Source organism: Paremcibacter congregatus (assembly GCF_006385135.1).
GTDB lineage: Bacteria > Pseudomonadota > Alphaproteobacteria > Sphingomonadales > Emcibacteraceae > Paremcibacter > Paremcibacter congregatus.
Genome location: NZ_CP041025.1, coordinates 4,153,907 through 4,179,474, shown reverse-complemented (window position 1 = coordinate 4,179,474; position 25,568 = coordinate 4,153,907). Strand labels below are relative to the sequence as shown.

The window sequence follows — 25,568 nt, the reverse complement described above, 5'->3', positions numbered from 1 at the left end:
AGGAACCTTACATGGGAACAGTAATTCTCCGGGTGCAGGGCACGGAAAGTACTCTAGAGACAGAGAACCTGACCATTGACCGTATCCTCGCCGAAGCCCGGGCGGTAAATTTGAAAGAGTTTGCCGTCACCCGCAACGGCGAGGAGGTCGAAAGCCCCGATGACCTCGTGGTTGAAGCCGGTGATATTTTTGTCATTCTGCCGGCCGATTACGCCGATCAGGATATTGTCATCGATATCGCCAACGACGACGAGGGTACCGACGTTATCAGCATGAGTGTAAAAAATCCCGATGCCCCTGAATGATGAGCAGCTGGATCGATATGCCCGCCATATCATCCTGAAACAGGTGGGCGGCGCCGGACAGCAAGATCTGCTTGCCGCCCGGGTTCTTGTGGTCGGGGCCGGGGGACTGGGCAGCCCGCTGCTGATGTATCTCGCCGCCGCCGGTGTCGGCACCCTGGGCATCATTGATGATGATGTGGTGGACCTGAGCAATCTGCAACGCCAGATCATCCATAGCACCTCGTCTGTAGGGTGCGCCAAAACCGACAGCGCGGTCGAGACACTGCGCGCACTCAATCCGGATGTGAAACTTATTTCCCATACCGCCCGCCTTACCGCCGATAACGCGCATGACATTATTAGCGGCTATGATCTGGTGGCCGATGGCTGCGATAATTTCGACAGCCGGTTTATCATCAATGATGTGTGTCTGGCGCAAAAGAAACCGCTGGTCTCCGCCGCCCTCAGTCAATTTGATGGTCAGGTTGCGACCTTCAAAGGCTATGAGGTGGACAAGCCCTGTTATCGCTGCTTCATCCCTGACCACCCCGGTACCGTCGGCAATTGCGCCGAAGCCGGAATCCTCGGGGCGGTCGCCGGGGTTGTCGGTAGTCTGCAGGCCGTCGAAGTTTTGAAGGAACTGCTCGAACTCGGCGATAGCCTGGCCGGGAAAATCCTGCTTTATGACGCCCTGAACGCCAGCAGTCGCACCATCCGGCTCCCGAAAGACCCGGGATGCCCAACCTGCGGCAAGCGATAGGTATGTCCGATATCTTTCCCTTTCTGACTGACAGACAGTTGACCGATCATACTGATCGTCTTCTGGACCTCAGCCTGCCCAAATCCCAGTGGACCCACGCCGGGCATCTGTCCGCGGCCTATGATCTGTTGCATCGTTATCCGGAAGAACATCTGATCCGGATCATGCCCGATCTGATCCGAAGCTATAACGAGGCCACCAACACGCCCAATACGGATCAGGAAGGTTATCACCATACCATCACCTTGTTTTATATTCGCGCCATTGCTCATTTTATACGCTGTCAGTCCCCCGATTCCCCATTTCTGGACGGATGCCGCGCTCTGGTAACCGGCCCATATGGCGCCAAGGATTTTATGCTGATGTATTACAGCAAAGCCGCTCTATTTTCCGTCACCGCGCGTCGGGAATGGATGGCCCCTGATAAGAACATTCCGGAATTCGCATTGTTTTAATCTCATTTACACTCGCCTTTATCGCAATCCCCTCGGCACGGCGTGATCAGTATCGTAAACATGATTCTGTTGTTAAGTATTTGTATTTTACAGGCGCCGGCAGGTCACTGCTTCCTCATCTTCCCGCTGGCGCCTGACAAATGAGATCGAACAAGATGAATTTTCGCGATAAAATGAACCATCTGGCGCTTTATACCCTGTTTGGTCTGGCATGTGTTTTGTCGGTCAACATGGTGCCAGATGATCCGGCCTGCACCCCGCCCAAAACAGAGAAACCCGCAGACGGCGCCCTGAAGTTAGACGCCCTCTGCGAGTCTGAATTTCTCAAAACCCACGTTTTTTAAATGACTTAAACCCAGTCTTCCAATACCCGGTCCGGTGGATTATGACCATCGGCAAAGGTCTTGATATTGATCAGCACCTTTTCGCCCATGTCATTACGGCCTTCGGTGGTCGCCGACCCCATATGGGGCAGAGCCACGACATTGGGCATTTCAAGGAATTTCGGATTAACCGCCGGCTCATTTTCAAACACATCAAGCCCGGCCCCGGCCAGTTCTCCCGCCGCCAACATCCGAATCAGGGCATTTTCATCAATCACTTCGCCGCGTGACGTGTTGATCACAAAGGCATGGCGTTGCATCAGTTTCAACCGCCGGGCCGACAACAAATGGTATGTCGCCGGTGTATGCGGGCAGTTGACGGAAATGATGTCCATCCGCGCCAGCATCTGGTCCAGGCTCTCCCAGTAAGTGGCTTCCAGTTCCTCTTCCACAGCCGCATCGATCCGGTGACGATTATGGTAATGGATCGACAGGCCAAAGGCTTTCGCGCGCCGCGCCACCGCCTGACCAATACGTCCCATCCCGATAATACCGAGACGCTTGCCCCAAATGCGGGATCCGCGCAGACCGGTCGGGGACCAGCCACTCCATTCACCACTCTGCAAAAGACGTTCGCCTTCAATCAACCGCCGTGGCACGGCCAACAGCAACGCCATGGTCATATCGGCAGTGTCTTCGGTCAGGACCCCCGGCGTATTGGTGACCGTGATCCCGCGTTGACGGGCCGACGCCAGATCCACATGGTCAATACCCGCGCCGTAATTGGCAATCAGTTTCAATTGTGGTCCTGCCTGGGCCAGGATACGTGAATCAAGACGATCAGTCACCGTCGGCACCAGAACATCCGCCTCCTTGACCGCATCCGCCATTTCGGCGGGGGTGAACGCATGATCATCCAGATTGAGACGGACATTGAATAATTCCATCATCCGTGTTTCAATAATGTCAGGCAACTTTCTCGTGACGATGACCAATGGCTTTTTGGCAGTCATGCGGAACTCCGGTTTTTATTATCATTAGGTATAAAAGGCTTGTGGTCGCCTTTTGATGTATTAATATGTCTAGCAGAAATACATATTTTATTCAAACCTCCAGATCAGTATTTGACGCAATTCCGTGCTAAAAAACACACCCCTTCAACAGGAAAACCGCAGAATGTTACGCCGCCCCTTCATATTCTTCCTTCTTGTCTTGCAAACCTGCTTTGCCGGAGGTATTTCGGCGCAGGCAGTTGAAAAACAGGTCATGGGAAAATCTGGCTATCTGGTGCCCCGTTTTTCCTCTCTGGCCAAGAACAAAGTATACGTTCGTACCGGCCCAGACAGCAAATATCCCGTACTCTGGGTCTATAAAAAAGCCGGTTTGCCGGTCAAGGTAATCGCAGAATATCGTGATTGGCGGAAAATTGTCGATTCCGAAGGCGCCACCGGCTGGGTCTGGGGGCCCCTGATTTCCAGCCGTCGCAACGGGCTGATTATTGCGGAACAGCAGGAGCTTCTTGAGGCGCCGGGATATTTAAATGGCAAAGCGCCCAAAGTCGCCGTAATTGCAGAGGCCGGCGTAATTGGCAGAATTCTCGCCTGTCAGCAAGGCTGGTGCCGTCTTGATGTCAACGGATTCAAAGGCTGGATGCCCCAGGGACACTTCTGGGGTACGCTCAAAGGCGAGGTTATTGATTAGCTGGGGAAGGCAGAAATCTTTACGACGCGGCCTCGTCAGCATCCGCCACATGGATAACCACCTCAACCCGAGAGAATTTCTTGCCTTCCGGCGCTTGCGGCAGTTGATCAATCGTGATGGCCCCGGGGGGGACATCCGAGAGAAGGCCTTCTTTTTCCATAAAGAAATGATGATGTTCAGTCGTATTGGTATCAAAGTAGGTGCGCCCGGAATCAATCACCACTTCCCGCAGTAATTTAGCGTCCGTAAACTGATGCAGGGTATTATACACCGTCGCCAAAGATACGTTGACATTAACCTGTTCTGTTTCCTCATGCAGCATTTCTGCCGTAACATGGCGGCTGGGGCCGTCAAACAGAAGTTTCGCCAATGCCAGACGTTGGCGGGTGGGGCGCAGGCCCACTTCGCGCAGTTTTTCAACCACTTGCGTGAAAGGTCGTTGTTTTCTATTCTCTGACATCATCATATCCATACGCTTACTGAAGCCCTATACTACGCTGATCTGCCGAAATAATAAACAGCTTTAACAATTCCGGATCAATCCCCGGTCAAAATCCGGTCCACCAGCTGCTTTACCGTCGGAACAAAACCATTGCTGAAGAAAGGGTCCGTGGAAAAGTTCGCCGCCGAATGGCCCGCGAACATCAGATTATCTTCCAAAGCCCCCCCGTGAGCAATATCCATCAAGGTTTTCTGAATACAAAAACTTCTCGGATCAGCGCCACGGCCTGTAGAATATTTGGTTTCCGGATTATCGGCCCAGTTAGAGAATTTACACTGGCTGAGACAGCCCATGCAATCCTTCTGGTCTTTACGAATTTCCAGAGCCTCTGTCGGTTTGACAAAAACCAGCGTGCCATCCGGGGTTTTCATACCTTCGCAATAACCCGCGGAAATCCAGGCTTCCACTTTGGGCTTATCTTCCGGCTGAACAAAATACTTGCGTTTTCCTGCCTGAATCTCGGCGGAAAAGGCTTCACACGGCTTGGCCTGGAAGGCCACTTGCCGTTCTGAGCGGGCTTCCAGATTACGCAGGAATTTATTGCGCACGGCCGAAGAATAAAATCCGGTCGGGCTGAAACGGTGCAACAGGATATCGCCTTCCGACAGTTTGGTCAGGGCGTCTTTCCATATTTGCGGGATCGGGCTTTCCTGGGTCAAAAGCGGCCGGGTTCCGAACTGAAAGGAAATCAGGCCGATTTCCGGGTTATTAAGCCACTTGGCCCAGTCCCGCAGATACCAGACCCCCCCGGCCATAATAATGGGCACATGCTGCAGGCCAAATTTATTCATCATCGTGCGCAAAGCCGCAACACGAGGATAAGGGTCCTGGGGATCGCGCGGGTCTTCCGCATTGGACAGGCCATTATGACCCCCGGCGAGCCATGGATCTTCATAGACCACACTGCCGAGCCAGTTGCCATATTTTTTATAAGCGCGTTTCCACAGAATACCGAAGGCCCGGGCAGACGAAATAATGGGATGATAGAAAACCTCGTGCTTCGCCGCGATTTCGCTGAGTTTATAAGGCATGCCCGCGCCACAGGTTACCCCATGCACAAGTCCTTTTGTTTTGGCCAGAACGCCTTCAAGCACCGCTTCCGCGCCGCCCATTTCCCAAAGTACATTGATGTGAATGCGGCCTTCGCCCCCGGAAACCTCGTGGGCCTGTTGTACCTGGGTAATGCCGCCGTCGACACCGTAATCAACCAATTCCTGATGCCGTTCGATACGGGTTTTGCCATGATACACCTGAGGAATAATATTCCCCTGATCATCATAACTGTCTGCATTAACGCAGCTTACGGTGCCCACCCCACCAGCAGCAGCCCATGCCCCTGCACTTATGCCGTTTGTGGCTGAAATTCCTTTGCCGCCTTCTACAAGCGGGAGAACCTCTTTCCCCGACATCATCATTGGTTTCAGTAAACTCATAGCACCCTATACCCTATATCACGACAGCATACATCCGCCGAATTCCGCTAAGTTTAGGCCGGATGATCTCTCTCTTATATAGGCATTACCCCGCCCAATTCAAGAAAGGCTCACATCCGGCCAATTTTTAGATCATTTTATCGATCCGAAGTTAAAGAGAAGAGGATTTATTCCTCGTCCCCTTCTTTGTTTTGGAGATCTTCGCCAGTTTCCTGGTCGACCACACGACGGCTCAACCGAACCTTGCCGCGGTCATCAATGCCAAGAACCTTGACCTTGATGATGTCGCCTTCACTGACCACATCGGACACTTGCTTCACCCGATGATCTTCCAGTTCACTGATGTGAACCAGACCATCACGGCTGCCAAGGAAGTTCACGAAAGCGCCGAAATCAACGGTTTTAACAACTTTACCTTCGTAAATTTTGCCCACTTCAGGCTCTGCAACGATGCCTTCGATCCATTTCAGGGCCGCTTCAATGGCGGACAGATCGGAAGAGGAAACCTTGATGGTCCCGTCGTCTTCAATGTCAACCTTGGCGCCGGTCACTTCACAGATTTCGCGGATCACTTTACCACCGGTCCCGATCACTTCGCGGATTTTCTCGCGGTTGATCTGGATGGTTTCGATCCGTGGCGCGTGATCGCTCATTTCTTCACGGGCGCCACTCAGGGCACTGTTCATTTCTTCCAGGATATAAGCCCGGCCACCGGCCGCCTGCTTCAATGCCACATCCATGATTTCACGGGTAATCCCGGCAATCTTGATGTCCATCTGCAAGGATGTAATCCCTTCGGACGTCCCGGCTACCTTGAAGTCCATGTCACCCAGGTGATCTTCATCCCCCAGAATGTCAGAGAGAACCGCATAATCGTCACCTTCCATGATCAGCCCCATGGCGATACCGGAAACCGGCCGCTTCAGAGGAACACCCGCATCCATCATGGACAGGGACGCCCCACAAACAGACGCCATGGAAGAGGACCCGTTGGATTCTGTGATTTCAGACACGATCCGGATGGTGTAAGGGAATTCTTCTGGTGTTGGCAGAACCGCACGAAGCGCCCGCCAGGCCAGTTTACCGTGACCGGTTTCCCGGCGGCTGGTGCCCATCATGCGACCAACTTCACCGACAGAATAAGGCGGGAAGTTATAATGCAGCATGAAACGTTCTTTGTAGGTGCCTGTCAGGGCGTCGATGAACTGTTCATCATCACCGGTACCCAGTGTGGTTACAACGGCAGCCTGTGTTTCCCCGCGGGTAAACAAGGCGGAGCCATGTGCCCGGGGCAAAATGTTCACATGAGAGGAAATCGCCCGGACCTTGTCCAGTTCACGGCCATCAATCCGGTTACGGGTTTTGATGATGTCGCCGCGGACAATTTTCTTTTCCAGCTTTTTCAGCAGTTCAGAAACCACACCGGACATGGCGTCGTCATCTTCCGCCACCAGTTCCGCCTTAACGCGGTCCTTGATTTCACCCAAAAGACCGGATCGGGTCTGTTTGATTTTTTCCGCATAAGCCGCACGCATGTCGGCTTCCGCCAATTCTGCGATTTTGGCTTCCAGCGCGGAATGATCTACCGGCTCTGGCAGTTCCATCGGCTCTTTGGCCGCAACTTCCGCCAGTTCGATGATCGCATCGATCACCGGCTGCATCTGTTCGTGACCGAACATCACCGCACCAAGCATAACTTCTTCAGACAGCTCGTTGGCTTCTGATTCCACCATCAATACAGCATCGCGGGTTCCGGCAACCACCAGATCAAGATCGGATGTTTCCAGCTGTTCGAACGTCGGGTTCAGAACATATTCGCCGTCGATATAACCAACACGTGCGGCGCCAATCGGACCCATGAACGGCAGACCGGAAATGGTCAATGCAGCACTGGTGCCTACAAGAGCGGCGATGTCAGGGTTATTTTCCAGGTCATGGGACATCACAGTCGCAACGATCTGGGTTTCATTCTTGTAGCCATCAACAAACAGAGGGCGGATCGGACGGTCGATCAAACGACAGATCAGTGTTTCCGCTTCGGATGGACGGCCTTCACGTTTAAAAAAACCGCCTGGAATTTTACCGGCGGAATAAGCGCGTTCTTGATAGTTTACTGTCAGCGGGAAAAAATCAATCCCTGCTTTGGGTGTTTTGGCCCCTGTGGCCGCGACAAGACAGGATGTCTCGCCGTAAGTCACCATCACGGCGCCATTTGCCTGGCGGGCCACTTGACCGGTTTCCAGAACCAATGTCCGGCCACCCCAGTTAATCTCTTTTCTATGTATTTCAAACATATATATCTTACCTTAACCTACGGTCTCCGATACTCTGCCCGAGGCCCATCCCCGGGCAGGGTATTTCGAAAACCTATGTACAAGACCCCTATGGTCCTGCATATGCCCGCATTATTTCCGCAGGCCGAGACGCTTAATCAATGACTGATAGCGTGCATCATCTTTTGATTTCAGATAGCTCAACAGGCTGCGGCGTTTGTTGACAAGCATCAACAGACCACGACGTGAATGGTTATCTTTCTTATGACCTTTGAAATGTTCGGTCAGATTAGCAATTCTGGTTGTCAGAATAGCGACCTGTACCTCAGGAGACCCTGTATCACCTTCGACTGTTGCGAATTCTTTGATCAGTTCCTGTTTCTTTTCAGCAGTAATCGACATCGTATACTCCTTAAATTTAAAGTTTAAAAATTAAAAACCCGCACCGGCCTGAGAATTGTCATATCTGGATTCTGGTCCGTTTCGCATAACGCCACAAGGCGTTCGCCGGCCATAGCCCTGACAATCCCCGATTCGATCGGGCCTGAGACACTCAGCGCCTGTCCATGAGACAGGAGCGTCGCTTGTTCTTCTGTAACGGCCAGTGCCAAGATGTCGTCCAGCACGGTCACTACAGGGAGAATCCAATCCTCAGGCGGCGCACTATGGCCCAATTCCTCTAACTTTTCCAGTGAAATCGACTTGGCCAAATCAAAAGGCCCGACAGCCGTTCGCCGGAGAAAAGAGACATAACCCACCGTGTTCAGCCGAAGAGCCAAATCACGGGCCAGCGAACGCACATAGGTGCCCTTGCCGCAGGTTACCTGAAGGGTTGCCTGATCGCCGTCTAATGACAGCATTTTTAAATCAAATATATCCACGTTGCGGGATTTTATCTCAAAATCTTCGCCCGCCCGGGCCAGATCATAGGCCCTTTTTCCGTCGATCTTGATCGCGGAATAGGCTGGTGGTATTTGTTGAATGCACCCGATAAATTCCGGCAGAACTTCTGTGATATCCGCCGCGCCCGGACGATGATCAGAGGTCGCAACAATTTCACCTTCCGCATCATCTGTGCTGCGGGATTCACCAAACGTCACGGTGAAGACATAGATCTTGCGGGCATCCATAATGAAGGGAATGGTCTTTGTTGCTTCACCACATGCAATCGGCAGAATGCCGGACGCCAACGGGTCCAGCGTGCCGCCATGGCCAATTTTCTGAGCCTTGGTAACCCAGCGGCATTTGCCAACCACCTGGGTCGAGGTCATGCCGAGCGGCTTGTCTATCACCAGCCAGCCGTCAACCTTGTTGCCTTTACGCTTCCGCCCCAAGGTCAATTGCCCTCGGGTTCATCGGCATCCGGCTTTTCCACCAGGTCCTGCGCCACATGGGGACTGTGCAGCAACTGGTCGATATGATCCGCTTCACTAAAACTGCTGTCACTGCTGAATTTCAGTTTGGGAAGATATTTCATATTGACCATACGCGACAATTGACCCCGAATATATTTGTTGCACCGGTTCAGCCCCTGAACCACATCTTCTTCATGTACTCCGCCAAGCGGCATGACATAAATGGTGGCATTGCGCAGGTCCGGACTGCAGCGGACCTCGGTCACGGTAATCGAAACGCCTTCAAGCGCCGGATCGCGAATTTCGCCGCGGGCGAAAATTTCTGACAGAGCGTGGCGGATATTTTCGCCAACCCGCAGCAGCCGATGGCTTGTACCGCGCTCTTCCTGGGGTGATGTGGACATGTGATATCCTAACTTATACTGGAGTTCTTGAAAGGCCTGAGTGTAGCATAAAGCGGCCCGCCTGAGATACAGGGAGCCGCCTTAATTCATCATATCGGCCTGTTACAGGTTACGTTCGATTTCCTCAACCGAGTAACATTCGATAATATCACCCTTTTTCAGATCGTTATAACCGGTAAAGTTCATACCGCATTCAACGCCTGACTGAACTTCGTTGACATCATCCTTGAAGCGCCGCAGAGACTCGAGGTCACCTTCATAGATCACCACATCATCGCGCAGCAGACGGGCTTTTTCGCCCTTGCGAATGACACCGTCAAGCACCAGACACCCGGCAGCCTTACCTGTTTTACCCGCAGAGAAGATATCAAGGATTTCCGCCGACCCGAGAATGGTCTCGCGCAATTCCGGCGCCAATTTGCCGGACATGACCGTCTTGATATCATCAACCAGGTCATAAATCACGGAATAGTAGCGAATTTCGACACCTTCCTGATGGGCCAGTTCCGCAGCCTTGCGACTGGCCCGAACATTAAAGCCCAGGATCGGCGAATTGGAAGCCGATGCCAGAGTAACATCGGATTCTGAAATGCCACCGACGGCAGAATGCAGAATTTTCGCCTGAACCTCATCGGTATTCATTGCCTCAAGCGCCCCGACAATGGCTTCGCAGGAGCCCTGAACATCGGCCTTGATTACCAGCGGCACGAGTGCCGCCTGTTTGGCGCTTAACTGCTCAAACATGGCTTCCAGCGTTGCTTTCGGTTTGGCTTCCTTGGCGATCCGGTCACGCTCTTTACGGAATTCAGACACTTCCCGCGCCTTGGCTTCCGTATCCACAACCGTAAACACATCACCCGACCGCGGCAGACCGTTCAAACCGAGGATTTCAACCGGCACAGAAGGACCCGCCTTCTTGATGTTGCGGCCGTGGTCATTAAGCATGGCACGCACCCGGCCCCATTCGTTCCCACAGACGAAGAGATCACCCACATTCAACGTACCGCGCTGCACCAGCACTGTGGCGACAGAACCTTGCCCTTTATCCAGACGGGCCTCCACCACAATACCTTCGGCGTTACGGTTTTTATTGGCCTGCAGAGACAGAATTTCGCTCTGCAGCTGAATAGCTTCCTCAAGCTTGTCCAGGTTGGTGCGGTTCTTGGCAGAAACCTCAACATCCAACACTTCCCCGCCCATGGTTTCCACGAACACTTCATGCTGCAACAGATCCTGACGCACCTTGTCGGCATTGGCGCCCGGTTTGTCCATCTTGTTGATCGCGACGATGATCGGAACACCGGCCGCTTTGGCATGGCTGATGGCTTCGATGGTTTGTGGCATGATGCTGTCATCCGCCGCAACCACCAGGATCACGATATCGGTTGACTCAGCCCCACGGGACCGCATGGCCGAGAAGGCCGCATGACCTGGTGTATCCAGGAAGGTAATTTTCTCGCCGTTGCCCATGCGCACCTGATAGGCGCCAATATGCTGGGTAATGCCCCCGGCCTCGCCATCCGCCACATCCGATTTACGGAAAGCATCAAGCAAGGACGTCTTACCATGATCCACATGACCCATAACGGTCACAACAGGCGCGCGCGGCTCCAGATCAGCTTCGGTATCTTCCGGTCCGGACAGATCAATTTCAACATCGGAGGCGCTGACACGTTTGACCTTATGGCCAAATTCTTCAACGATCAATTCCGCGGTATCCTGATCAATTTCCTGATTGGCGGTCGCCATCACGTCCATTTTCATCAAAGCGCGGATCACATCAACGGTTTTTTCCGTCATCCGGCTGGCCAGCTCGGCCACTGTAATGTTGTCCGGAATAATAACTTCACGGAAAACCTTCTGCTGTATACCTTGACCGCCTTTACGTTTTTCTTTCGCCCGTTGACGTTTCAACGCCGCAAAACTGCGCTGACGTTCCTGAACACCACCTCCGGACAAGGCTTGGGTTACGGTCAGTCGTCCACTACGACGCACCGGCTCACCACGACCACGGCTTGGCTTGGCCGCCGGACGGGGCTCTTCCGCAGCCGGCTTAAGAGGAGCCTTCATGCCGGATTTGGGGCCCGTTTTAGACTCTGCAGCCTTATCCGCCACAGGTTTTGCTTCCACCTGTTTGGCTTTTTCTTCTTGCTCGGCCTGGGCGTGTAGTTCGGCTTCGACTTTTTTCTTTACTTCAATATCGGCCTGGAATTTGGCATCATCCTTGGCAGCCTGTTTCGCATCAACGGCAGCCTTCTTGGCCTCTTCCTTTTCCGCTTCTGCGCGGGCTGCGGCTTCTACAGCACGCTTTTTCGCGGCTTCCGCTTCTTCCTTGGCACGACGCTCATTTTCCTTTTGCGCGACTTCCAGTACCCGCGCCCGGTTCTGAAGTTCCGCATCGGTCAATTGACGACCGCCCTTGGCCGCTGGTTTGCGACCCGCCGTAGCGCTGGCGCCACCTGCGGTCAATGTCTTTTTCTTTTGTGGTGCATCTGCACTTGCAGCAGGGGTAGAGGCTGTCGGAGTCGCCGGTTTTTCACCAGGGATCACCAGCTTCTTCTTGCGCTGAACGACCACACCGCCGGGCGCCCGCGTTGTCGGGGCGGCAGCTGAGGTCTTCAGCTGCAGCGTTTTCCTGCCCGCCGCAGGATCTTTATCCTTGCCCGGAACAGTCAGTGTTTTCTTGTTGTCCTTATCGTCGCTCATTCTATATTCGCCTTCAGCTCACTCTTAAAAAGGATCCATATGTCAGGATATCACCGCATGGCAATATCCTCATATCTGGAAAACTCAGCCAAAAAGCTTTCCGTCATCCCGCCTGGCAATAACGCCACATGCACAGCATTGGACAGACCTAATGTCTGACCCAACTCTTCGCGGGTGAACATATCAATCACTCGCAATTTATCAAGAACATTCCCCAAACCCGAGCATAATTTACTGCGCCCGTTGTCTGCGGCATCATCCGCGGTAATCAACGCCCGGCACTTTCCAGCCTGTAATTTGGCCCGTACCTTTTCAAAGCCTGTAATCAAAAGACCTGCCCGATTGACAAGTCCCAGATAGTTCAGACAGCGTTGCCGCAATAACTGTTCCACTATGTCCGGAAGATTTTCATCCACCCGAACTGTTCGTTTTACGTCTTTTTTGTCGTCCGTTACATCTTCGTCGTCCAACGTCTCCACATCCGCAGCCTTGCGGGAGGAGGCGCTAAGCGCCCGATGTCCAAACCGGACAAAAATCTTTTTCTTCATGGCACTCTCGAGCACCGCCCGATCCGCCAGGATCCATCCCCCGCGCCCCGGCAATTTCGCCGCCACATCAGGGGTCACATTGCCTTCCGGGTCAAGCACAAACCGGATCAGTTTTTGCACCGGGTGGCTTTCGCCCGTCATCAGACATTTACGTTCCCGGCTCTTTGGGGCCCGGCTCTTTAGAGCACGTTTTTTTGGGCCCCGTTCATCCGGGTTCACGGATTTTCGGGGGGATGGCCTGTTTTTTACCATGCTACCGCCCTTCGATCCGCTCTATTTCGCGTCACCGTCTTCCGCAACTTCAGCTGCTTCAGCTTCCTCAGCTTCTTCAGATGCGTCTTCTTCATCATCGAACCAATGCGCCCGCGCCGCCATGATGAAAGCGTTGGCCTGATCTTCATCCAGACCAGTACCCCGCAAAATACCGTCTTCACGACTGATCAGCTCATCAGCAGACAAATCACCCAGATCGTCCAGGGTTTTAACGCCTGCCTCGCCAAGAGTCACCATCATAGCCGGCGTCATACCTTCAATGGCCGCAATCTCGTCAGACACCCCGAGTTCAAGGCGGGCTTTTTCAGATTCAACCGCCTGACGTTCGAGAGATTCACGGGCCCGGTTCTGCAATTCTTCCACCAAACCTTCGTCGAAACCTTCAATGCCGGCGAATTCTTCCGGCGCCACATATGCAACCTCTTCCATATTGCGGAAACCTTCCGCCACCAGCAACAGGGCCAACGTTTCGTCCACGTCCAGCTGATCAACGAAAATTTCCGTGCGGGCTTTATATTCGGCCTGACGTTTTTCAGATTCGGCAGCCTCAGTCATGATGTCGACCTGCCATTCGCTCAATTGCGACGCCAGACGCACATTCTGTCCGCGACGACCAATGGCGAGGCTCAACTGATCTTCCGGCACGACAACGTCGATACGCTTACGATCCTCATCCATCACTACTTTCGCCACATCCGCCGGCGCCAGTGCGCTGATGATAAAGGTCGCGGGGTCCGGAGACCATTGAATGATGTCAATTTTCTCACCGGCCAGTTCGTTCACCACAGCCTGAACCCGGGAACCGCGCATACCAACACAAGCCCCGACTGGATCAATAGAGCCGTCCGCACTGCGCACAGCGATCTTGGCCCGGCTGCCCGGATCACGGGCAACACCCATGATTTCAATCACGCCATCATAAATTTCCGGTACTTCCTGGGCAAACAGCTTGGCCATAAAGTCAGGATGAGAGCGGGACAGAAAAATCTGCGGGCCACGCTGTTCCCGGCGGACCTCAAAGATATAGGCCCGAATACGATCGCCATTGCGCATATGCTCCCGTGGGATCATCTGATCCCGGCGGATCACGGCTTCCGCCTGACCCACATCAACGATCACATTGCCATACTCAACCCGTTTGACAACGCCATTGACGATCTCGCCAACCCGTTTTTCATATTCATCGTACTGGCGCTGACGCTCCGCATCGCGCACTTTCTGCACGATAACCTGCTTGGCCGTCTGGGCCGCAACCCGGCCAAAATCGATAGGAGGCAGTTCATCGGCCAGAACATCACCAATCACCGCGCCTTCTTTCAGCTTCACCGCATCGGCGACGCTCAGTTCAGTTGCATGATTTTCTACGTTTTCAACAACTTCCATAACGCGATAGAGTTTGATGTCGCCGGTTTTGCGCTCGATATGGGCCTTGATTTCATTTTCCGCACCATAACGGGACCGGGCCGCTTTCTGAATGGCTTCTTCCAAAGCTTCCAGAACCAGCTCCTTGTCGATGCTTTTTTCCCGCGCAACCGCATCAGCAATTTGCAATAATTCAATTCTGTTCGCACTAACTGCCGTTGTCATTTCATGAACTCCATTCACGCTCACCTGAGCATCTGTTCTATGCCCGACTTGTGGGCCCCATTACTGCTTGCGCGATGCCGCGGCGAGCAACTCATCTGTTAATACCAATTTCGCCCGATGGATATTATCAAAATCCACCGCGTATACTTCTCCGTCAACCTTGATCTGGACCAGATCGTCTGTCACACCCTGCAGCAGGCCGCGATAACGCCGACGCCCGTCTTCGGGAACCGACAGTTCAATCTTGGCTTCATAACCTGTATAATTTTCAAAATCCTTGCGCCGGGTCAGGGGACGGTCAACACCAGGCGTACTAACCTCCAACACATATTCTCCGGCAATGGGATCTTCCACATCCATGATCACTGAGATTTCACGACTCAATTTTTCACAGTCTTCAATCAACATCGTACCGTCCGGACGTTCCGCCATGATTTGCAAGGTTACATCCCCCCCAGTGGCGGAATTCACCATGGCAATACGAACGATTTCATACCCCATCTCTTCCGCGACGGGGTCGATAATTTCATGCAGTTTTTTCAGTTGTGACGACACATGTAATCCAATAAAGCTCTCACCAAACAAAAATGCAGGCCAGTGAAACACTTGCCCGCACTTTAACATTTCAAGTGATTCGGTTGCTATATATATAGTCGAAAACCCGAGAACTTCAAGTGAATTGTATGATCCCGTACAATCGGGCGAATTTGTCAGGAACGTGGCCGACGAACGAAGCGAAGATAACTGCTCTTCCGGCCTTGCGCCAATGACTTGGTTTCATAGCGTGTTGCAGGCCAATCTTCTGGTCGGCTCTGCCAATTCTGCGGCTTATCCGCCAACCAGTTAAAATCTTCATTATCCAGCATATGGGCCATAATCCAGCGGCAATATTCCATATGATCCGTCCCGATGCGTAATTCCGCCCCATCTTTCAACAATCGCGCCAACACCGCAATATTGCCCGCACTGACAATACGTCGCTTGTGATGACGGGCTTTGGGCCAGGGGTCAGGAAACAGGATGAACGCCCGACCCAGAGACTGGTCCGGCAAGCTGTCCATCAACAGCCGCGCATCATCCATAAAGACCCTTACATTGGACAAGCCTTGTTGATCGACCTGATCCACCAGCCCGGAAACGCCATTCAGAAAAGGTTCGCTGCCGATCATGCCAACCCCGGGGTGCGCCGCAGCCTGGGCCGCCAGATGCTCCCCCTTGCCAAAACCAATTTCGAGCCAGTAATCGCGCAAGCTTTCGGTAAAATATTCTTGTGGAGGAACGGGGGGCGCGGACGCCTCCCCCTCTGTAACCGGCAAACGGATTTCGATTTCCGGCATCCATTTGTCCATCCGCGCCTGACGCGCTTCGGAGAGGGCTTTGCCCTGCCGGCGACCGTACACCCGGCTGCCCTGAATATCTTCGAGATGTTTCATACAAATGATATAGGGCCCGACGGGCCCCATTTCAATTTAAAAAGCATGCCGCACGCAAATTTGCGTCCTCTGCCCTAAAATTGGCTTTTCAGGCGATCCACCAGATCAAGCTTCTCCCAGGAAAATCCGCCATCCGCATCCGGTGTACGGCCAAAATGGCCATAAGCCGCCGTGCGCTCATAAATCGGCCGGTTCAGATTTAAATGCTCCCGAATGCCGCGCGGACTCAGATCCATGACTTCATACAACAACTTCTCCAGCACCGCCGGATCCACCTTGCCAGTACCGTGGAAGTCCACATAAAGAGACAAGGGGTGAGACACACCAATAGCATAAGACAACTGTATGGTACAGCGATCAGCAAGACCGGCTGCAACCACATTCTTGGCCAGATAACGCGTGGCATAAGCGGCCGAGCGGTCCACTTTTGTCGGATCTTTACCAGAAAATGCACCGCCGCCATGCGGGGCGGCGCCACCATAGGTATCGACAATAATCTTGCGGCCCGTAAGACCCGCATCACCATCCGGTCCGCCAATGACAAAATTGCCCGTCGGGTTGATATAAAGCTCTGTCTCGGAAGACATCCAGCCTTGCGGCAGATTTTTTTCAATATGCGCCCGGACAATCTCCTTGACCTGATCCTGGGATGTCTCGGCGCTATGCTGAGTAGACACCACGACCGATGTTGCCGCAACCGGCACACCATTCTCGTAACGCAAGGTCACCTGACTTTTCGAATCCGGCCCGAGCTCCGTAAGTCCCCCATGGCGCACATCGGCCAGAGATTCGAGAATCTTGTGAGAAAAATAAATCGGGGCCGGCATGTAGGCGTCGGTTTCATTGGTGGCAAAACCAAACATGATTCCCTGGTCACCCGCCCCTTCATCTTTATCTGCACCGCTATCAACGCCCATTGCGATATCAGCGGATTGCTCATGCACATGCACATCAACCGCCATATTCTCCCAATGAAAGCCATCCTGTTCGTACCCGATTTTCTTGACAACCCGCCGTGCCGCGGCTTCCATGGCATGGGCATCAACCGAAGCCGGTCCCCGCACCTCACCCGCCAGCACAACTCGATTTGTCGTGGTCAGCGTTTCTACCGCAACCCGTGATTCCGGGTCGGCGGCCAGAAACAAATCGACGATAGAATCCGAAATACAGTCCGCGACCTTATCTGGGTGGCCCTCTGATACGGATTCACTGGTAAATAAATAATTTGCTCTGGACATGGCGCTTCTCCATCAGGTTCTTAATATGAAGGGAAGATATAACACATCCTATATATAAAGAAAGCTTTATATTTAATAAACGTGCTTTACGGGCAAAATAAAAGCCTGCATCTTACGTGATACAGGCTTTCTTTCATACGACAGTTCGCGACCTTAAATTTGAATTATTCTGCAGGGCGGTCTTCCAGAGGGGCTTCATGCTCAACCCATTTCGGCATGGTTGCATGGTTCTCAGCTGTAACGCCGGCACGCCCGAGTACGATAGGGATCGTGCGTAACAAAATTTTGATGTCCGTCATAAGGCTACAATGATCCACATACCAAACATCAAGAATGAACTTCTGGTTCCAGCCAATTGAATTGCGGCCCATGACCTGAGCCCAACCACTGATGCCGGGACGTACTTCATGACGCCGCATCTGCTCAGTGGTATAGCGTGACCCATATTCCGCAATAAACGGCCGGGGTCCAATCAGGCTCATATCCCCGATCAGGACATTCCACAACTGAGGAAGTTCGTCAACGCTCCAGTCGCGCAACAGCTTGCCGAACCGGGTCAGACGATATTCATCAGGCAAAAACTCGCCCGCCTCATCGACGCAATTTGTCATACTGCGGAATTTCCAGATTCTGAAGGACTGTCCATTTAACCCCAGACGTTCCTGGGTAAAGAAAATCGGGCTGCCCAACTTCAGTCGGACCAGCGCCATCGCCGCCAAGAGCAAAGGAGATAATATTACTAATAAAGAAAAAGAGCCCATAATATCCAGGAGTCTCTTCCATACGTTCTTGTATGTTATGCCGCGCATGTGCTTCCTCATTGTCGTTTGTTCTGTAATAACCTTTTTAGGTTAATGCAACATTAATGAGCCAAACCTTGACTCATCACATTAGACTCTACTGAACGACCCCCCAATTAGCATCCTCTTTAAAAAACATTAAATATTGCGGTTTTGGGTCGCATTTATACAAAGTGCGTCCGTGAAGTAGCACTTTGTATTATTCATGACAAGCAAAAATAGTCAATTAGTCCTAATAGACTATGGGTTTTTGCTCCCCATCGCCGCGCAATATAATTTATTTATATGACCGCAATGTGTCCATTATCAGATCAATGGTTTTTTTCCGCCCGTACAAGGCAATGAAAGATCCCATTCTCGGGCCTTGCTTCTGGCCAAGCAAAATTTCGTACAAAGCCCCGAACCATTCGCGCAGATTCTCATAACCTTGCTCATTACCCACCGCAAATACCACATTCTGATAGTCAGACGCTGGCAAATTGTCTTCCAGACTTTCCAGCTCCTCCACCAGACTTTCCAAAGCCCGCTTTTCTTCAGCGGTCGGGGCCCGATATTGCTTGGTAGGTTTGACAAAATTTTCATAATATACCAGCGCGTATCCCACCAACTGGTCCAGCAATGGCAGATCTTCCGGGGTCGCCCCTTCGGCATACCCGCTGATATACCCCCACAAGGTTTCCTTATCTTCAGCATTACTGGCACTCACCAGATTGAGCAACAACGCAAAAGTCACCGGAATCTTCTGAGCTGGAGGCGTGCCATTGTGAATATGCCAGACCGGGTTGGCAAATTTCTGTTTACCTTCCTGTTCTGCATATTTACCCAGATGGGTGATATATTCGTCCACTGTTTTGGGAATAATATCGAAATAAAGCTTCTTTGCCTTGCGGGGAGACTGAAACATATAAAGCGACAAGCTTTCCGGCGTGCCGTATTTCAGCCAGTCATCCATGGTCAGGCCATTGCCTTTGGATTTTGAAATTTTTTCGCCATTTTCGTCCAGGAACAACTCATAACTAAAGCCTTCCGGGGGTAATACACCAAGAATACGACAAATCGCACTGGATAGTTTTACTGACTCCATCAGATCCTTTCCCGCCATTTCGTAATCCACCCCAAGACCGGCCCACCGCATGGCCCAATCCGCTTTCCACTGCATTTTACAGTGGCCACCCGTGACCGGCACCTCGACAAGTTGACTGGTTTCCTCATCACGATATGTGATCGTGCCGGCATCAACATCCCGGCTCACCAACGGCACCTGCAACACCCGGCCCGTCCGGGGACAAAGCGGCAGGAACGGACTATAGGTTGCCTGACGTTCCGCCCCAAGCGTCGGCAGCATAACCTTCATGATCGCCTCAAAAGAAGCGAGCATTTTAAGCAATGTTGCATCCATTTCACCGCTGGTATAGGCTTCTGTTGCGCTCTTGAACTCATAATCAAAGCCAAAACCATCGAGAAAACTGCACAACCGAGCATTGTTATGATGGGCGAAACTTTCATGCGTGCCGAAAGGATCCGGAACTTTGGTCAAAGGCATTCCGATAAAATTGGCCAGCATTTCCTGATTGGGCAGGTTGCCCGGCACTTTACGGAACCCATCCATATCATCGGAAAAAGCAATCAGTTTTGTCGGCACATCACTGATAAACTCAAACGCCTGGCGCACCATTGTCGTACGCGCCACTTCACCAAAGGTACCTATATGGGGAAGACCACTTGGACCATATCCCGTTTCAAACAGCACATAGCCCTTTTTATTACCGGCCTTCTCCAGACGTTTCAGAAGAGTCTCTGCTTCTTGAAAAGGCCAGGCTTTGCTGTCCAGCGCCTGCTGGATGATTTCCGGTGATGATGACATTTTTTACTGCTTTCGTAAAAGTTCAAAGATACAATTCAGTTGGACTAATAAATAGATGTCCTGCCTTCGTCAACTGTTGCTATTGCCTATAAGGTCAATATAATCAAAATGTAGAATGATTTTCTCCAAAACACCCGTTTTCAACCTCCAAAGAAGCCGCCATGAACGAGCTCGACACCATCCGGACCTTTCTCGCCATTTATGAAACCGGCAGCTTTACCCAGGCTGCCAACCGTCAGGCCATCACCAAATCCGTCGCCAGCAGACGCCTGACGGCGCTGGAGGCGGAGCTGGATGTACGGTTGTTGACCCGCAACACCCGCGGCGTCATCCCGACCCCTGCCGGCGTTACCTTCTACGAGGAAGCCCAGCGCATTGTCGCCGACCTGGAAGATGTCAAGGACAGCATGCGCGCCGAACGGCAAGGGCTGGCAGGGCCAATCCGGATATCAGCACCGAAATCCTTTGGCCGCACCTTCATTCAACCGACCCTGCTGCAAATCATGAAAGACAACCCCAAGATTACCCTGGATGCTTCATTTTCAGACCGGTCAGTGGATTTGGCGGGAGAAGGATACGACCTGGGCCTGCGTATTGGTCGCCTGAAAGACTCGAGCCTGATCGCCCGAAAGCTCGCCTCGATCCGTCTGGTGATGGTTGCCAGTCCGGCGTATCTGCAAGAATTCGGTGAACCAAAGACGCCGCAAGACCTAAAGAACCATAATTGTGCCATCTATACCAATGCGATGGAAGCCCACAGCTGGCGGCTGGGGCCGGACACCAATCCTCAAATGGTGCGCGTTAATGGCAACCTGAAGACCAACAGCGGCGATATGCAAGTTGCCGCCTGCCTTGCAGGTCAGGCGCTGATTTCCATTCCGTATTTTTATGTTCACCACCATATCAAGGCGGGGACATTGAAGCCGGTATTATGCGAATACAGATCTGATCCGCTGGGCCTATATGCTGTATATCCCGCCTCTCGTCACGTCACTGGTCGGGTACGTCTGCTGATTGATATCCTGGCGGACCGCTTCAGCCAACCAGAATTCCTTAAAATCATGTAAAGCTATTGTTGCAATTTTAACAACGGTATATTGCAAAATTAGCCTATTCATAACCAAAAAACCAACAGTTATACGTTATCCAACACTCTTAATTTTAATGAAAGGATATCTTATGACCATACGCCGGACCGCGCCTCAAAAAGCGCCACATATTCTCCATATCAACGCCAGCAGCCTGTATGACGGGTCCCAAACCCGCAAGTTAAGCCAGTATCTGGTGGAACAGATCACGGCAAATACTCCCGGCACCACGATCACATCCCGGGATGTGGCCGAAGGACTGCCCTTTATTGATGAAGCATGGGTCACCGCCAATTTCACCCCCGCAGAAGATCATCGCGCAGACCAGAAAGAAACCCTGACCCTTTCCGACCAACTGATTGAAGAATTGATTGAGAGCGACATCATCATCATGGCCGTGCCGCTATATAATTTCAGCATCCCCGCCAGCCTGAAGGCCTGGATTGACCAGGTGGCCCGGGTCAGAAAAACATTTCACTATACAGAAGAAGGCCCCAAAGGTCTGTTGACCGACAAGAAAGCCTATCTCATAGCAGCGTCCGGAGGAACAGCAATTGGCGGCGAACTGGACTTCGCCACCCCTTATCTTAAGCATATTCTGGCCTTCATGGGCATTACAGATGTAACGATTATTGCCGCCGACGCCCTGATGGCCGACGCAGAGGAAAAAATCAGTGCCGCCCGCAGTTCTATCGAACACCACGGTAAAAAACATCAGATCACTGCCTGAAAGCACTGTCTGACTCCGCGCTTCGGCACATGCCGAAAAACCCGCAGTCGCCCTGCGGGTTTTTTTGTGGCAAGGATACCGCGATTGTTGCTTTGCGTGACTCCGTTTCCCGGCTATAGTCAAAGTCCCATTACTCACAAGACCGTTTGACAGCTGAATGAGCGAAAGCCTCCTGCAATTTCCTGATCCATTTGAAGCCTTGTCCCGCCTGCCTGCTTTGGTTGTTGGGCCTACTTATGGTCTGATTTTGACGCCAGACGGCGAAGTTATTGAATATGACCTGCCAGAGCTGCGCAAACAGATCCGCGAACAGGCCTTCTTGATTTGTAATCTGCCCGTGACCACCCGCCGGCTCGGCAAGGTTCAGTTTCGCGCCCTTGATCTACTGGAACTATTCGCCTTCGTGCGGCCCGCCGAATTCTGCCTGCCTCTGGCACTCGGTGTCGCCCGGGCGCTCGATCTGCCCCACAGCGGCGATAGCCTGGAAGAGGATGCGCTGGTGCTCTTGCAAGGGGCCCAGAAACTGTTTCAGGAGGTGAAAAGTTCGGACTATGCCTATGGGCAGGGAATCGGTGAAACCGCCCGGCAAATGGCCGAAGCCGGCTGGGCCTGGGGTCCTCTCATCCTCGGTGCCCTGGACAAAGATATTCCCCGGGGCAATTACGCGGTATGGGACCATCTTCCCGAATGGGAGGAACGTGCGCCCCCCCCACCGCCCGGCATTGATCCGGTCAGTGAAAAAGAAAGTCTGGCCCGACTGCATGATCTGCTTGGGCCGGATGCCGAGGAACGTCGAAGCCAACAGGAATATGCCGCCCTGACCGCCACCGCTTTCGACGTGCCGGAAAATGCCGACGAACCGAAACTGGTGCTCGCCGAGGCCGGTACCGGCATTGGCAAGACGCTCGGCTATATCGCCCCGGCCAGTCTGTGGGCGGAAAAGAATGATGGCACTGTCTGGCTCGCCACCTACACCAAGAATTTGCAACGGCAACTGGATCAGGAACTCAACCGCCTTTATCCCGACGCCAAGGTCAAGAATGAAAAAGTCGTGATCCGCAAGGGCCGGGAGAATTATCTCTGCCTGCTGAACCTGCAGGAACTGTCGCACGGCGCCGCCCAGCCGCAAGGACGCATCCTGCTCGGCCTGGTCAGTCGTTGGGCCCGTTACAGCCGGGATGGTGATATGATCGGCGGCGATTTTCCGGCCTGGCTGGGGGAAAATTTTGGTTCAGGTCGTCTGGCTCAACTTACTGACCGGCGCGGCGAATGTGTTTATTCCGCCTGCGCCCACTATCGCCGATGCTTTATTGAACGAGCGCAGCGCAAGGCCAAATACGCCGACCTGGTGATCGCCAATCATGCGTTGGTCATGGTCCAGAGCGCCACCCGTAAAGGCGACCCCGATCTGCCAAGCCGGTATGTGTTTGACGAAGGCCATCATTTGTTCGATGCCGCCGATAGCGCCTTTTCCGCCCACCTGACCGGTCAGGAAGGGTTGGAACTGCGCCGCTGGATCCGCGGGGCCGAAGAATCCGGGCGGCGCGGCAAAGGTCTGAAAGGTCGACTGGAAGACCTGATCAGCGATGATGACGACGCCCGTCAGGCGTTGGAGCAGGTTATCAGTGCCGCCCGCTGCCTGCCCGCTGACGGATGGCATAACCGACTGATTGACGGCGCGCCCTTTGGCCCGGCAGAAGCATTCCTGAGCCTGACCCGTCAACAAACGTTCGCCCGCAGTGATGGCCGCGATCAGTATCACAGCCTGGAAACCCCGGCGGATCATTTTGTGGACGGCCTGCTGGACACGGGCGCAGAGCTTTTCGCGGCATTGAATAATCTTGTCCACCCCTTGAAAAGACTGTCGGCGACGTTGTTAAAAAAACTGGATGATGAAGCCGCAGACCTGGACAGCAGCACCCGGGCGCGACTGGATTCTGTCTCCCGCACCCTGACCCGCCGTGCTGATATCATCGCCCAGGGCTGGCTGCCAATGCTGGAAAGTCTGAAAGGGGAAAAACAGGAAGGCTTCGTCGACTGGTTCGAACTTAACCGGGCCCAGGGCAGGGAACTTGATGCCGGCATGCACCGGCACTATGTCGACCCCAGCCAGCCCTTTGTCGAAACTGTCCTCAAGCCGGCCCACGGGGTGGTCATCACCTCGGCCACATTGCGCGACCGGGTCAGCGACAGTCAAAATCCCGATATAGAATGGCATGCGGCAGAAGTCCGCACCGGCGCTGCCCACTTGATCAGCACACCGCGCCGTCAAAGTCTTAAGTCTCCCTTCAATTATGCCGAACAAAGCCGCATCTTCATCGTTAATGACATGAACCGCCGCAGCCTTGATCAGCTGGCGGCCGCATACCGGGAATTGATGTTGGCCTCCGGCGGGGGCGCCCTGGGGATATTTACCGCCATCAGTCGTCTGCGCGGCGTCCATCAACGGCTTTCTGAGCCTATGGAGCAGAATCACATTCCGCTCTATGCCCAACATGTGGATCCGATCAATGTCTCCACCCTGATTGATATTTTTCGCGAGGTGGAAAACAGTTGTCTTCTGGGAACCGACGCGGTGCGCGACGGAGTTGACGTACCGGGAAATTCACTACGCCTGTGCATCTTCGACAAGGTGCCCTGGCCCCGGCCCACCATCCTGCATAAAGCGCGCCGGGCAAAATTCGGCAAACAGACCTATGATGATCTCATCACCCGGCTGCGTCTGAAACAAGCCTACGGCCGCCTGATCCGCCGCGCCAGCGACCGGGGCGTGTTTATCATGCTCGACGGGGCGACACCAACCAGATTACTGAGCGCCTTTCCCGAAGATGTGGTGATTGAACGCATCGGGCTTGCCGACGCCATCCGCAAGACCCGGGACTTTCTTGCCGAAAATACACCTCTTCCGCCACAGGACCCGTGATCCGTTACTCTTGCCCCTACACAAATATCGCCCCTTTCAGGTAGGTGACGGCCTGGCCCGACATATATACCCGCCCCTGATCGCCATCATATATGCAGGACAACTCACCGCCGCGAGCGGAAACTTGTCGCGCCTCCAGGGTTGTCTTGCCTAACTTGTCGGCCCAGAAGGGCACCAGAGTACAATGGGCCGAACCGGTTACCGGATCTTCAGGAACGCCGTGGTTGGGGGCGAAAAACCGGGAGACGAAATCGACCTCAGGATCCTGTGACGGCGCCGTAATGATCACCCCATCCGGATTAATACGGCACAACTTATCCATATCAGGCGTAACTTTCAACACATCAGCTTCTGTCGCAAACAATGCCATATGATCACGAGCCTTATACACCGCAAGCGGCTGTATGCCCAAGGCGTCAACAAGCTCATGACTTGTCTCTATCGCCGCCCCGGGCCGCGCCGGAAAATCAAGGGACAGTCGACTGCCTTCACCCCGCGATACCGTCAAAATACCGGCTTCTTGCGTACTGAACCGCAAAGTTTCCTCATACCAGTCCAATTCGTTAAATAACACATGGGCCGTCGCCAACGTGGCATGACCACACAGATCAATTTCAGCTCCCGGGGTGAACCACCGCAAATGAAAATCGGCATCATCCTGATCAGACCGGGTAAAAAAGGCGGTCTCGGACAGATTGTTCTCCTGGGCGATATTTTGTAAAGTCGCCTCATCCAACCAGTCGGCCAGAGGGACAACAGCCGCCGGGTTGCCGCCAAACAAACGCGTCGTAAAAGCATCGACCTGAAAAATCGTATATTCGTTCATGGGGTTCTCACTCTAAAAAAGACAAGGTCACCTGATCTTAGGGAGCGTCCTCCCCTAAGGCA

At 53.1% G+C, this 25,568-nt stretch carries 24 protein-coding genes; 8 read left to right on the top strand and 16 right to left on the bottom strand.

Annotated features, from left to right (window positions below; translation table 11 throughout):
• The first annotated feature begins 11 nt into the window (after window positions 1–11).
• The 4 genes from FIV45_RS18305 (at window position 12) to FIV45_RS18290 (ending at window position 1,843) form a co-directional block, all read left to right on the top strand.
• On the top strand, window positions 12–305 hold the full coding sequence (locus tag FIV45_RS18305; RefSeq protein WP_099474074.1) for a hypothetical protein: 294 nt from the start codon (window positions 12–14) through the stop codon (window positions 303–305).
• Complete coding sequence (locus FIV45_RS18300) at window positions 292–1,044, top strand: HesA/MoeB/ThiF family protein (RefSeq protein ID WP_099474076.1); 753 nt, start codon at window positions 292–294, stop codon at window positions 1,042–1,044. Before FIV45_RS18305 ends, FIV45_RS18300 begins: the two co-directional genes overlap by 14 nt.
• Before the next feature lie 2 nt (window positions 1,045–1,046).
• Window positions 1,047–1,499 carry a hypothetical protein gene (locus FIV45_RS18295; RefSeq protein WP_099474079.1) on the top strand — a complete coding sequence of 151 codons (453 nt, stop codon included), beginning with the start codon at window positions 1,047–1,049 and terminating at the stop codon, window positions 1,497–1,499.
• 155 nt (window positions 1,500–1,654) lie between these two features.
• Window positions 1,655–1,843 carry a hypothetical protein gene (locus FIV45_RS18290; protein WP_099474080.1) on the top strand — a complete coding sequence of 63 codons (189 nt, stop codon included), beginning with the start codon at window positions 1,655–1,657 and terminating at the stop codon, window positions 1,841–1,843.
• A gap of 5 nt (window positions 1,844–1,848) precedes the next feature.
• Here FIV45_RS18290 and FIV45_RS18285 read toward each other — a convergent pair whose 3' ends face one another.
• A complete protein-coding gene (locus FIV45_RS18285) occupies window positions 1,849–2,835 on the bottom strand; it encodes a 2-hydroxyacid dehydrogenase (protein WP_099474082.1) in 987 nt (328 codons plus the stop codon).
• A gap of 163 nt (window positions 2,836–2,998) precedes the next feature.
• Here FIV45_RS18285 and FIV45_RS18280 point away from each other — a divergent pair, with 163 nt between their 5' ends.
• Entirely contained in the window at window positions 2,999–3,523 is a 525-nt protein-coding gene (locus FIV45_RS18280; protein WP_099474084.1) for an SH3 domain-containing protein, read from the top strand.
• A gap of 19 nt (window positions 3,524–3,542) precedes the next feature.
• Here FIV45_RS18280 and irrA read toward each other — a convergent pair whose 3' ends face one another.
• From irrA to FIV45_RS18210, 14 genes are all read right to left on the bottom strand, one after another.
• Window positions 3,543–3,983 carry an iron response transcriptional regulator IrrA gene (irrA, locus tag FIV45_RS18275; RefSeq protein WP_099474307.1) on the bottom strand — a complete coding sequence of 147 codons (441 nt, stop codon included), beginning with the start codon at window positions 3,981–3,983 and terminating at the stop codon, window positions 3,543–3,545.
• A 77-nt stretch (window positions 3,984–4,060) separates the two neighbouring features.
• A complete protein-coding gene (locus FIV45_RS18270) occupies window positions 4,061–5,458 on the bottom strand; it encodes an NAD(P)H-dependent flavin oxidoreductase (RefSeq protein ID WP_099474086.1) in 1,398 nt (465 codons plus the stop codon).
• Window positions 5,459–5,625: 167 nt separating this feature from the next.
• Window positions 5,626–7,752 (bottom strand): polyribonucleotide nucleotidyltransferase, encoded by a 2,127-nt coding sequence (gene pnp, locus FIV45_RS18265; RefSeq protein WP_099474088.1) that lies wholly within the window; start codon window positions 7,750–7,752, stop codon window positions 5,626–5,628.
• A gap of 111 nt (window positions 7,753–7,863) precedes the next feature.
• On the bottom strand, window positions 7,864–8,133 hold the full coding sequence (gene rpsO / locus FIV45_RS18260) for a 30S ribosomal protein S15 (RefSeq protein ID WP_099474090.1): 270 nt from the start codon (window positions 8,131–8,133) through the stop codon (window positions 7,864–7,866).
• Between the two features lie 23 nt (window positions 8,134–8,156).
• Window positions 8,157–9,065: a tRNA pseudouridine(55) synthase TruB gene (gene truB, locus FIV45_RS18255; protein ID WP_099474091.1), complete on the bottom strand. Its 909-nt coding sequence runs from the start codon at window positions 9,063–9,065 to the stop codon at window positions 8,157–8,159.
• Between the two features lie 2 nt (window positions 9,066–9,067).
• A complete protein-coding gene (gene rbfA, locus FIV45_RS18250) occupies window positions 9,068–9,490 on the bottom strand; it encodes a 30S ribosome-binding factor RbfA (RefSeq protein WP_099474093.1) in 423 nt (140 codons plus the stop codon).
• Window positions 9,491–9,592: 102 nt separating this feature from the next.
• On the bottom strand, window positions 9,593–12,196 hold the full coding sequence (gene infB / locus FIV45_RS18245; protein ID WP_099474095.1) for a translation initiation factor IF-2: 2,604 nt from the start codon (window positions 12,194–12,196) through the stop codon (window positions 9,593–9,595).
• A gap of 50 nt (window positions 12,197–12,246) precedes the next feature.
• A complete protein-coding gene (locus tag FIV45_RS18240) occupies window positions 12,247–12,996 on the bottom strand; it encodes a DUF448 domain-containing protein (RefSeq protein ID WP_099474097.1) in 750 nt (249 codons plus the stop codon).
• Window positions 12,997–13,017: 21 nt separating this feature from the next.
• Complete coding sequence (gene nusA, locus FIV45_RS18235) at window positions 13,018–14,604, bottom strand: transcription termination factor NusA (RefSeq protein WP_099474100.1); 1,587 nt, start codon at window positions 14,602–14,604, stop codon at window positions 13,018–13,020.
• Window positions 14,605–14,664: 60 nt separating this feature from the next.
• Window positions 14,665–15,159 (bottom strand): ribosome maturation factor RimP, encoded by a 495-nt coding sequence (gene rimP, locus FIV45_RS18230; protein ID WP_204602283.1) that lies wholly within the window; start codon window positions 15,157–15,159, stop codon window positions 14,665–14,667.
• 155 nt (window positions 15,160–15,314) lie between these two features.
• Window positions 15,315–16,037, bottom strand: a complete 723-nt coding sequence (trmB, locus tag FIV45_RS18225) for a tRNA (guanosine(46)-N7)-methyltransferase TrmB (RefSeq protein WP_099474309.1) — start codon at window positions 16,035–16,037, stop codon at window positions 15,315–15,317.
• Window positions 16,038–16,111: 74 nt separating this feature from the next.
• Window positions 16,112–17,275 carry a methionine adenosyltransferase gene (metK, locus tag FIV45_RS18220; protein WP_099474104.1) on the bottom strand — a complete coding sequence of 388 codons (1,164 nt, stop codon included), beginning with the start codon at window positions 17,273–17,275 and terminating at the stop codon, window positions 16,112–16,114.
• Window positions 17,276–17,439: 164 nt separating this feature from the next.
• Window positions 17,440–18,084, bottom strand: a complete 645-nt coding sequence (locus FIV45_RS18215) for a sugar transferase (protein WP_099474106.1) — start codon at window positions 18,082–18,084, stop codon at window positions 17,440–17,442.
• 268 nt (window positions 18,085–18,352) lie between these two features.
• Entirely contained in the window at window positions 18,353–19,939 is a 1,587-nt protein-coding gene (locus tag FIV45_RS18210; RefSeq protein WP_099474108.1) for a lysine--tRNA ligase, read from the bottom strand.
• Window positions 19,940–20,100: 161 nt separating this feature from the next.
• Between FIV45_RS18210 and FIV45_RS18205 the strand changes: the two genes are divergently transcribed.
• The 3 genes from FIV45_RS18205 to FIV45_RS18195 all read left to right on the top strand — a co-directional run bounded on the left by FIV45_RS18205 (window position 20,101) and on the right by FIV45_RS18195 (window position 24,680).
• A complete protein-coding gene (locus tag FIV45_RS18205; protein ID WP_099474110.1) occupies window positions 20,101–21,006 on the top strand; it encodes a LysR family transcriptional regulator in 906 nt (301 codons plus the stop codon).
• A gap of 112 nt (window positions 21,007–21,118) precedes the next feature.
• A complete protein-coding gene (locus FIV45_RS18200) occupies window positions 21,119–21,757 on the top strand; it encodes an FMN-dependent NADH-azoreductase (RefSeq protein WP_099474112.1) in 639 nt (212 codons plus the stop codon).
• Window positions 21,758–21,914: 157 nt separating this feature from the next.
• On the top strand, window positions 21,915–24,680 hold the full coding sequence (locus FIV45_RS18195) for an ATP-dependent DNA helicase (protein WP_099474114.1): 2,766 nt from the start codon (window positions 21,915–21,917) through the stop codon (window positions 24,678–24,680).
• Between the two features lie 16 nt (window positions 24,681–24,696).
• Here FIV45_RS18195 and FIV45_RS18190 read toward each other — a convergent pair whose 3' ends face one another.
• Window positions 24,697–25,506: a PhzF family phenazine biosynthesis protein gene (locus FIV45_RS18190; protein WP_099474116.1), complete on the bottom strand. Its 810-nt coding sequence runs from the start codon at window positions 25,504–25,506 to the stop codon at window positions 24,697–24,699.
• Window positions 25,507–25,568: the final 62 nt, after the last annotated feature.